The organism is Actinomadura sp. 1N219 (genome assembly GCF_044326405.1).
Classification (GTDB): Bacteria; Actinomycetota; Actinomycetes; order Streptosporangiales; family Streptosporangiaceae; genus Spirillospora.
Genome location: NZ_JBIRAY010000018.1, coordinates 122804 through 131920 on the forward strand (window position 1 = coordinate 122804; position 9117 = coordinate 131920).

Consider the following 9117-nt stretch of genomic DNA (forward strand, 5'->3'; position numbering starts at 1 on the left):
CGTCGCCGTGCGGCACCGGGCCGGTCGTCACGCCGCGGTGAACGGACGGCAATGACCGTGCATCCGTCCTTGTAGCCTTCGTGTTACGGTCTGTCGTGTTGTGGCATGGGGCCGCACCGGGCCGGACGCACAGCCGCGCCCCCCGGTTGACGGCTCCCGCGTCGCGCGGCCGGCGAGTCTGACACGATGGCCAGACCAAGCAGTGACGCATCGAACGAGGGACGGCAGTTGGAGCGGCAGACGGCGTCGGCGACCTTCCCGTCCGCCGCCGCGGCGGTGGCGGACGCGCGCCGGTTCGTCCGGAAGGTGCTCGCCGACTGGGGCATGGACGAGGTGGCCGACGACGCCGTCCTCGCCACCAGCGAGCTCGCCACCAACGCCATCGCCTACGCCGGCACGTCCTTCGAGGTCTCCTGCCACCTGGAGGAGGGCGACGTCCGGATCGAGGTCCGCGACCGGCACCCGACCCGGGGCATCGAGATGCCCGGCGTCACCGCCTCCAGCGGGCGCGGGCTGCCGTCGATCTCCCGTCTCGCCGCGTCCTGGGGCGTCTCCTACGACCGCCGTACCAAGGGCGTCTGGTTCCGGCTGCCCCGGCCCGGCGCCGCCTCCTCCCTGACCGGGGAGGGCGCCGAATCTGATCCGGTCTCCGAGGCGGCCCAATCCGGCGCCGGGCTTCCCGGCACGTCGCCCGGCGGTCACGCCGCCAGGCGCGAGGCCGCCCGCGAATGGGCCCGTGAGCGCATCGCCCGCGACGGCGGGGGTGACGCCTCCCGCGACGGCGCGGGCCCCGGCGGCCAGGCCCGGCTGGCCGAAGGCGTGGGCGAGGTCCCCGCCGCCGGAGACCGCCTCCTGCGCTCCCCGGCGGCCCTTGAGTCCATGGAGGACGGCGTCGCCACCGTCCGGGAGGTCCTCGGCGCCGAGGGCGCGGCCGTGCTCCTGACCGAGCGCGACGGCCGCCTGATCATGGGTGCGTCCGCCGGGACCGCCGCCGAGATGCCCCTCGGCGAGCTGTCGGTGGGCGCTCTCGGCCCCGCCGCCCGCGCCGGGTCCGCCTGGGTCGCCGCCGACGCCTCCGACCCGACCGCCGCCGCCCTGCAGGCCCGGTCCCTGGCCGCGGCCCCGCTGGAGTCCCAGGGACGCCTCACGGGGCTCGTGGTGGCCGTCTCGTCCGTTTCCGGGCGGTTCGCCGAGGCCGACGGCGTCCGGCTCGGACGCCTCGCCGACGAGATGTCGCTCTCCCTGGAGAAGGCGCGGGTAGGCGAACTGGAACGGTCCTGGCGCGGCTGGCTCAGCTTCGTCGCCGAGGCCAGCGACCTGCTCGCCGGCACCCTCGACCAGGAGCGCACGATGGCGCTCGTCGCGCAGCTCGTCGTGCCGCGCCTGGCCACCTGGTGCGCCGTCTACACCGTCACCGAGGCCGAGCCCGACCGGCTCGCCTACGTGTGGCACGCCGACGAGAACCGCGCCGACGGCCTCCGCGAGCTGCTCGAACACGCGGGCGCCGCCCCGCCGACCGACGTCCCGGGCCCCTGGAACGGGCTCGCCACCGCGCGCGACGACGTCCGGGCCGCCGCCGGCGACACCGCCGCCGACCAGGTCTACGCGTTCCCGCTGATCGCCCGCGGCCGCCGCATCGGCACCATCGTCATCGGCCGCCCGGCCGGCGACCGGTTCCCGCGCAGCGCGGTCGAGCTGGCCGAGGAGCTCAGCCGCCGCGCCGCCCTCGCCGTCGACAACGCGCGGCTGTTCTCCGCCCAGACCGCCATGAGCAGCGCGCTGCAGCGCAGCCTCCTGCCGCCCGGCATCCCCGAGATCCCGGGCCTGGAGGTCGCGGTGGTGTACGAGCCCGCGGGGGAGGGCAGCGAGGTCGGCGGCGACTTCTACGACGTCTTCGAGAGCGGGCTGCGGCCCGGCGGCCCCGCCCCCGCGTCCCGCTGGCGGTTCGCCATCGGCGACGTGTGCGGCACCGGCCCCGCGGCCGCCGCCGTCACCGGCCTCGCCCGGCACGCATTGCGCATCCTCGCCGCCGAGGACATGTCCGTCCCCGCCGTGCTCGGCCGCCTCAACCGGCTGATCCTCGGCGAGGGCGAGCGCGGGCGGCTGCTCACCCTGCTGCACGGCGAGATCGCCGCCCGGCGCCGCCGCGACGGCGTGACGATCAGGCTGACCAGTGCCGGACACCCGCCGCCCTTGATCCTCGACCCGGACGGCGGCGTCCGCGAGGCCGCCTCCCCGCAGCCGCTGCTCGGCGTGTTCGACGGCGTCGAGTTCCACACCGACACGGTCGACCTGCGCCGTGGAGAAGTCCTGCTCTGCGTCACGGACGGGGTCACCGAACGCCGTTCGGGCAACCGGCTGCTGGGCGACGGCCACGGGCTCGAACGCCTTCTCGCCGACTGCACCGGCCTGAGCGCCGGCGCCGTCGCCGCCCGCATCCAGCGCGCCGTGCGCGACTTCGGGCCCGAGCCGTCCAACGACGACGTTGCCCTCATCGTTCTGCGGGCGTCATGATGGAGACCAACAATCGGTAAGGTGGGGTGGCGTGGGGCTTGCCTTGCACACGACACGACAGGACGGCCGCGCGACCATATCGGCGCGCGGCTCGATCGACCTGCACTCCTCCGACGAGCTGCGGTCCCGGCTGACCGAGCTGGTGGACGCCGGCGAGCGGGCGGTCGTGGTCGACCTCACGGCGGTCGACTTCTGTGACTCCTCCGGTCTGAACGTCCTCGTCCGGGCGTACAAGCACGCGCGTGCGCAGAACGCCACGCTGACCGTCACCGGCGCCTACGGCCGGGTCGAGAACGTGCTGCGGACCACGGGCCTCGACCGCTTCCTGATCGAGGGCCCAGCGGAGGAGGCTTCCGCCGATGGACGGTGAGGGAAACGCGATGAAGAACGGCGAGCGGGCGGGGTGACCGACCCGATGACCGAGACGACACTGCGGGCCGCGCCCCAGACCGAGGCGGTCGAGTACGCGCGCCGCCTCGCCGCCCGCACGATGCGCACCTGGGCCCTGATGGACCGCGAGGAGCTCGTCACCGCGATCGTGGCCGAGCTGGTCGCCAACGCCGTCAGGCACGCCGGGACGGCGCTGGAACTGCGGCTGCTGCGCGGCACCGGGCGCATCCGCGTCGAGGTCCGCGACCGCGCGGCCCAGCTGCCCCGGCTGACCGTCCCCGGCCCGCTGGACGAGTCGCACCGCGGCCTGTTCATCGTCGACCGCTTCGCGAACTCCTGGGGCGCGGACCCCGTCACCGGCGGCAAGGTCGTCTGGGCCGAAGTCGACATCTGACGCCGTCCGGCGGCACGTTTCGCATCTGGAACGTGCCGTCCCGGAAGACTTCGCGGCCCGGACGGGCTGATCAGGCGGACTTGCGGTACAGCTCCGCCACCATGAACGCCAGGTCCAGCGACTGGCCCCGGTTGAGCCGCGGGTCGCACGCCGTCTCGTACCGCTGGTGCAGATCGGCCTCCGCCAGGCCCTGCGCCCCGCCGACGCACTCGGTGACGTCGTCGCCGGTGAACTCGATGTGGATGCCGCCGGGATGCGTCCCGAGCGCCCGGTGGACCTCGAAGAACCCGGCCACCTCGTCCAGGACGTCGTCAAGCCTGCGGGTCTTGTGGCCGCTCGGCGCCTCGAACGTGTTCCCGTGCATCGGGTCGCACAGCCACGCCACCGGGGCGCCGCTCTGGTGCACCTTCTCGATCAGCGGCGGCAGCGCGTCCCGGATCCGCCCCGCGCCCATGCGGGTGATGAACGTCAGCCGGCCCGGCTCGTGGTCCGGGTTCAGCCGTTTCATCAGCGCGATGGCGTCGTCGGCGGACGTCGACGGGCCGAGCTTCACCCCGATCGGGTTCCGGATGTGCCGCAGGAACTCCACGTGCGCGCCGTCCAGCTGCCGGGTGCGCTCCCCGATCCACAGGAAGTGCGCCGACACGTCGTACGGCAGGCCGCTGAGGCTGTCGATGCGGGTCAGCGCCCGCTCGTACTCCAGCAGCAGCGCCTCGTGGCTGGAGTAGAACTCCACCTCGTGGAACTCGTCGGGGTCGGTCCCGCACGCCTTCATGAACGACAGCGCCCGGTCGATCTCGCCCGCGAGCCGGTCGTAGCGCCTGCCCGCCGGGCTCTGCGCCACGAAGTCCTGGTTCCAGGCGTGCACCTGCCGCAGATCGGCGTACCCGCCCTTGGTGAACGCCCGGCACAGGTTCAGCGTCACCGCCGAGCAGTGGTACGCCTTCAGCAGCCGGTTCGGATCGTTGCGGCGGGACGCGGCGTCGAACGCGAGCCCGTTGACCGCGTCGCCCCGGTACGCGGGCAGCTCCACGCCCCCGCGCGCCTCCATGGGCTTCGACCGCGGCTTCGCGAACTGCCCCGCCATCCGGCCGATCTTCACGACCGGCACGCTGGCGGCGTAGGTGAGCACGACCGCCATCTGCAGCAGCGTCTTCAGCTTGTTCTTCACCGCGTCGGCGTTCGACCCCTCGAACGTCTCGGCGCAGTCGCCGCCCTGCAGGACGAACGCCTCACCGCGCGCGACGTCCGCGAGCTGGGCCTTGAGGTTGTCGCATTCGCCCGCGAAGACGAGCGGCGGCTGCGCCGCGAGTTCGGCCGCGACGGCGCGGACCTCGTCGGGGTCCCAGTCGGGCTGCTGGAGAGCGGGGAGGGCGCGCCAGGCGTCCAGGTCCCCGATGGCGGGTGTACTCACGCTGAAAAGGCTATGGCACGCCCGACCCCGCCGGACGACCTGTCCGAGTGCAGCCGCGGCCAGAACCGGAAACACGACACGAACAACCGGGAACCCGACGCATCGGACCCTGAATCAACCACTCAGAATCACTGCTCTACCACACAGAGGCACGGCACGCACAAACAAGAACCCGGCACGAACACACAGCCCGCCGCAAACCAGACGAAGATCACCCCCCGAACGAACGCACGACCCGGCGGCGACAGGAACGGCCGGAGACGCGAACGGGCGGCCCCAGGGTCTGTGGGGCCGCCCGTTTCGTCGTTCAGGGGAGGTGCGGTCGGATCGTGCTCAGGCCGCTCGGCTTCCGGCCGCGGTGCGTACGGGCTCGGGGGAGCCCTGCCCGCCCGCCAGCGTCCGGCGGCCGCTCAGGTCGGCCTCGTTCGCCATTTGCCGCAGCCGCCGCAGGGAACGGTCGGTGATCTGCCTCACCCGGTTGTGGCTGAGGCCGTACCGGGCGCCGATCTGCGCGTACGAGAGCGGCTGGCCGTTGTCCATCCCGAAACGGGCCCGCAGGATCGCGGACTCGCGTTCCGGCAGCCGTTCGAGGAGACGGCCGAGGCCCTCGATGTCGTCCAGCGCGAGGATCTCGGCCTCCGGCGTCACGGCGTCCGGATCCTCGAGCAGGTCGCCCATCGGCGTCTCGCCCGCGTCGTCGACGGTCGCGTCCAGGCTCGCCGGGTCGCGCCGCCAGCGCAGCAGCTCGTCCACATGGTCGGCGTCGGCGCCCAGCACGCCGGCGAGCTCGTCGCGGGACGGCTCCCGGCCGAGCTCGCGGCCGAGCTGCCGCTCCGCGCGCCGCAGCCGCGAAAGCTCCTCCTCGACATGGACGGGCAGCCGGATGGTGCGGGCGGTATGGCTCAGCCCGCGCCCGATCGCCTGCCTGATCCACCAGGTCGCGTATGTGGAGAACTTGAAGCCGCGGCGGTAGTCGAACTTCTCCACCGCGCGCATCAGCCCCAGGTTCCCCTCCTGAATGAGGTCGATGAGGGGCAACGAGTCGGTCGGGTATTTCCGGGCGATCGAGACCACGAGGCGCAGATTCGCCTCGACGAAGCGCTGCTTGGCGCGCAGCCCCGCCGCGGTCAGCTCCGCCAGCTCCTCGCGGGACACGCCCTCGGGCACGTTCCCGTCCTCGAGGAGTTGTTCGGCGTACAGTCCCCCTTCGATCGCCTTGGCCAGATCGACCTCCTCCTGCGCGTCGAGCAGGGGGGTGCGGCCGATCCGGTCCAGGTATGCCCCGACAAGGTCCTTGTCCGGGACGTCGACCCTGTCGCCCTTGGTACGGGTTGCAGCCATCCTGACCCTTCTCCGGTGCGATCTCCCTAAGAGGAGAACGCTAATTACCGCTCTGTGATTCCCGGGTGGGGAATACTGCGAACCTGTTAGCCGCTCTAGGACCTGATACCCCGACTGAGGAGAAACCGACATGGCGACGGTCACACTCACCGCGGAGAACTTCGATGAGGTCGCCCAGGCCGACGGGATCGTCCTGGTCGACTTCTGGGCGGAGTGGTGCGGTCCGTGCAAGAGGTTCGCGCCCGTGTTCGAGCGGTCGGCCGGCAAGCACGACGACATCACCTTCGCCAAGGTCGACACCGACGCGCAGCCGGAGCTGTCCGAGCGCTTCGGGATCCGGTCGATCCCGACCCTGATGGCGATCCGCGACGGCATGATCGTCTTCGCCGAGCCCGGGGCCCTGCCGGAGTCGGTGCTGGAGAACGTGATCGAGCAGGTCAAGGGCCTCGACATGGAGGACGTCAAGCGCCGCGCCGAGTCCTGAACCGGCGCCATGTAACGCCCCGCTCACCAACGGTGATGGGTTGCCCGCCCGGGAAGCGCCGCTGACGGCCGGACGGCGCGTGGACGGCGCGACGGCAAAGAACCGTGCGGTACCGCCCGTTCCGCGGCCATCATGCAGGATGATGGACGGGTGCTCGCCGATGTCGTCCAATACCTGGTGTGCCCCGTGTGCGGAGCGGATCTCGAACTGGCTGACCGCGGACTGCTCTGCCCCGGCGGGCATACCTTCGACATCGCACGGCAGGGGTATGCGAACCTCCTGCCGGGCAACGCCCGTCCGGGAACGGCGGACACCCCCGAGATGGTCCGCGCGCGAGACGAGTTCCTCAGCGCCGGGCACTTCGCGATCCCAGCGGATCGGCTCGCCTGGAGCGTTGCACGCGTCCGGCCTTCTTTCGTCCTGGACGCGGGCGCCGGCACCGGGCACTACCTGAGCCGGACGCTCGACCGCTCACCGGACGCGGTCGGCCTCGCCCTCGACATCTCCAAGCACGCCGCACGCCGCGCGGCCAAGGCGCATCCACGCGCCGGCGCGGTCGTCGCGGACCTGTGGCGGCCGCTTCCGCTCCGCGACGGCGCCGCCGACACCGTCGTCAACGTCTTCGCGCCCCGCAACGCGGCGGAGTTCCACCGGGTCCTCAGCGACGACGGCCTGCTCTTCACGGTGACGCCCTCGCCCCGGCACCTCGGCCCGCTCGTGGAGTCGCTCGGACTCCTCTCGATCGACAAGCGCAAGACCGAACGCACGGACGCCGCACTCGCCGGATACTTCAAGCTGGACTCGCGCCAGGAACTGGAGACCGAGGCCGTCCTGACCCACGCGGAAATCGTGACACTCGTGGGAATGGGGCCAAGCGCGCACCACGTCCCGGAAGAGCAGCTCCAGGAAAGGCTGGTGCGGCTACCCGACCCGCTCCCAGCGCCCCTGTCGTTCGTGCTGTCTACCTACCGGCGGCTGGAGTAGGCGCGAGTGCACGCCCTGGGTGAGGTCGACGAGCACCTGCGGCACTTCACCGGGTTGTGTCACGTCCTCCACACCCGGCACATCGACGACTTGAAAACCGAACGAGACCGATACCCGGCTAATCGTGCCGACCAGCAGAAGACGTTGAAGCGCCTGTCCCGCCCGAAGCCACTCGACGGGAGAATCACCGTAGGTGGTCAGCACAGCCCGCTGACTCGACGCCCCTTGCGTGGTGGGCAGCGGGTGAAACGCCGCGCCTTCCAGCCTCGCCGCCTCACCCAGCTCGTTGACGACAGAGATGCGCGGCCGTTCCCCAACCCTTGGCCTAGCGGTGCTGAAGGCCCGCATGCACGCGGCATAGAGCAACCGCTCCTCGCGCGTGATCCGGTGACGGCCCGCAAGCCGTACCGACGCGAGCACTGATGGACGTCCGGCGTCCGGGAGCAGCCGGACCACCGCCGCATGCCCGAGCTGAGCCGCGGCCAGACGCAGATTCACAAGCGCCGCCCCACTGCTGAGGTGCAAGTCCCGTCCAACAGGGTCGCGCTGCGCCCGGAATCGAACCGGATCGGCGCGCACTTCGATCACCCGGGCACGACCGCGAACCGCCAGGCGTGGACGTCGTGAATCGTCGGCCCGATCGTCGCGGCGACCACCAGGCGTTCCGCCGAAGCACGTACGGCGGCGGACCCGTTCACGAGGCGCTCCTCCAGACCTCGACCGGCTGACCTGCCGGGAGCCACCGCACACCACGACGCCGGGACTCCGAGGCCGTACGGTCTGCGGCACGGTACCTCAGCGCCGCCAGGCCCTCCTTGGCGTGAGAAAAAGGACTCGGCACCCCTGCCGAAGAGCCGCAGGAGAGGCGGAAATCAGCGATTTGACGCCTCAGGCCAAGGCCCCTAATGTCACTGCTGCCCCGAGGGATGTGGGACGCCGTGAGGCGGCCGGACTCGGGGAAAGCAGGCCTCGGAAAACGGTTCGAGCCACGCTCGGACTGATGTAAGATGGACTGCACAGCCCAAGACGGGATGCAGGACGCCGGAAGGTGGCCGGCCCGTAGGGTGCCTCCCTTCGAAACGATCTCGGTAGGTTCTTTGCCTGCGGGTTGGTTGTCGTGTGGGGTCTCGGTTCGTCTCCGCTTTCGTCGAAAAGATCTTCCCGGATCTACTTGACAACGGCGGCGAGTCGGGTAAGTTAGAAGGGTTGCCCCGGAGCTGGAAACGCGGAAGCGGGTCTGGCGCGGTGGGTGTCCGTTTCTTGAGAACTCAACAGCGTGTTAAAAGCCAGTGCCTTTATACGGTCCGGTCGATTGTTGGCCGGCCCGTCCCCGCGACTGTCCCTCTTTGGGGTGGTCGGGGATTTCTTTGAGGCAATGCGACCCTCCTCGTTGGGGAGGGTGGCGATGCTGGGATTGTTTCCGAGGTTTGGCCGGGTTCGGGGTTCGCCCCCTGTTCTTGGTCGTTTGGCCTTAATGGAGAGTTTGATCCTGGCTCAGGACGAACGCTGGCGGCGTGCTTAACACATGCAAGTCGAGCGGAAAGGCCCCTTCGGGGGTACTCGAGCGGCGAACGGGTGAGTAACACGTGAGCAACC

General features: G+C 71.1%; 8 protein-coding genes and 1 rRNA gene. 6 read left to right on the forward strand and 3 right to left on the reverse strand.

What is annotated here, in order from left to right:
• The first annotated feature begins 228 nt into the window (after window positions 1–228).
• The 3 genes from ACH35V_RS37355 to ACH35V_RS37365 are packed head-to-tail and all read left to right on the forward strand — an operon-like array spanning window position 229 to window position 3298.
• Complete coding sequence (locus ACH35V_RS37355; protein ID WP_395979600.1) at window positions 229–2514, forward strand: SpoIIE family protein phosphatase; 2286 nt, start codon at window positions 229–231, stop codon at window positions 2512–2514.
• 31 nt (window positions 2515–2545) lie between these two features.
• Entirely contained in the window at window positions 2546–2884 is a 339-nt protein-coding gene (locus ACH35V_RS37360; protein WP_395979601.1) for an STAS domain-containing protein, read from the forward strand.
• Window positions 2885–2929: 45 nt separating this feature from the next.
• Window positions 2930–3298 carry an ATP-binding protein gene (locus ACH35V_RS37365; protein ID WP_033333276.1) on the forward strand — a complete coding sequence of 123 codons (369 nt, stop codon included), beginning with the start codon at window positions 2930–2932 and terminating at the stop codon, window positions 3296–3298.
• Between the two features lie 70 nt (window positions 3299–3368).
• On the opposite strand, the gene ACH35V_RS37370 is transcribed toward ACH35V_RS37365, so the two are convergent.
• Both ACH35V_RS37370 and ACH35V_RS37375 read right to left on the reverse strand, forming a co-directional pair.
• Window positions 3369–4712 carry a class II 3-deoxy-7-phosphoheptulonate synthase gene (locus tag ACH35V_RS37370; RefSeq protein WP_395979602.1) on the reverse strand — a complete coding sequence of 448 codons (1344 nt, stop codon included), beginning with the start codon at window positions 4710–4712 and terminating at the stop codon, window positions 3369–3371.
• 333 nt (window positions 4713–5045) lie between these two features.
• Window positions 5046–6053 (reverse strand): RNA polymerase sigma factor RpoD/SigA, encoded by a 1008-nt coding sequence (locus ACH35V_RS37375; protein ID WP_395979603.1) that lies wholly within the window; start codon window positions 6051–6053, stop codon window positions 5046–5048.
• Between the two features lie 130 nt (window positions 6054–6183).
• Between ACH35V_RS37375 and trxA the strand changes: the two genes are divergently transcribed.
• On the forward strand, window positions 6184–6537 hold the full coding sequence (gene trxA / locus ACH35V_RS37380; RefSeq protein WP_395979604.1) for a thioredoxin: 354 nt from the start codon (window positions 6184–6186) through the stop codon (window positions 6535–6537).
• Between the two features lie 132 nt (window positions 6538–6669).
• Window positions 6670–7521 (forward strand): putative RNA methyltransferase, encoded by an 852-nt coding sequence (locus tag ACH35V_RS37385; RefSeq protein WP_395979605.1) that lies wholly within the window; start codon window positions 6670–6672, stop codon window positions 7519–7521.
• Here the strand turns inward: ACH35V_RS37385 and ACH35V_RS37390 are convergent.
• On the reverse strand, window positions 7459–8109 hold the full coding sequence (locus ACH35V_RS37390) for a hypothetical protein (RefSeq protein WP_395979606.1): 651 nt from the start codon (window positions 8107–8109) through the stop codon (window positions 7459–7461). The genes ACH35V_RS37385 and ACH35V_RS37390 overlap by 63 nt on opposite strands.
• A gap of 883 nt (window positions 8110–8992) precedes the next feature.
• On the opposite strand from ACH35V_RS37390, the gene ACH35V_RS37395 reads away from it, so the two are divergent.
• Window positions 8993–9117, forward strand: a 16S ribosomal RNA gene (locus ACH35V_RS37395); the annotation flags it as partial.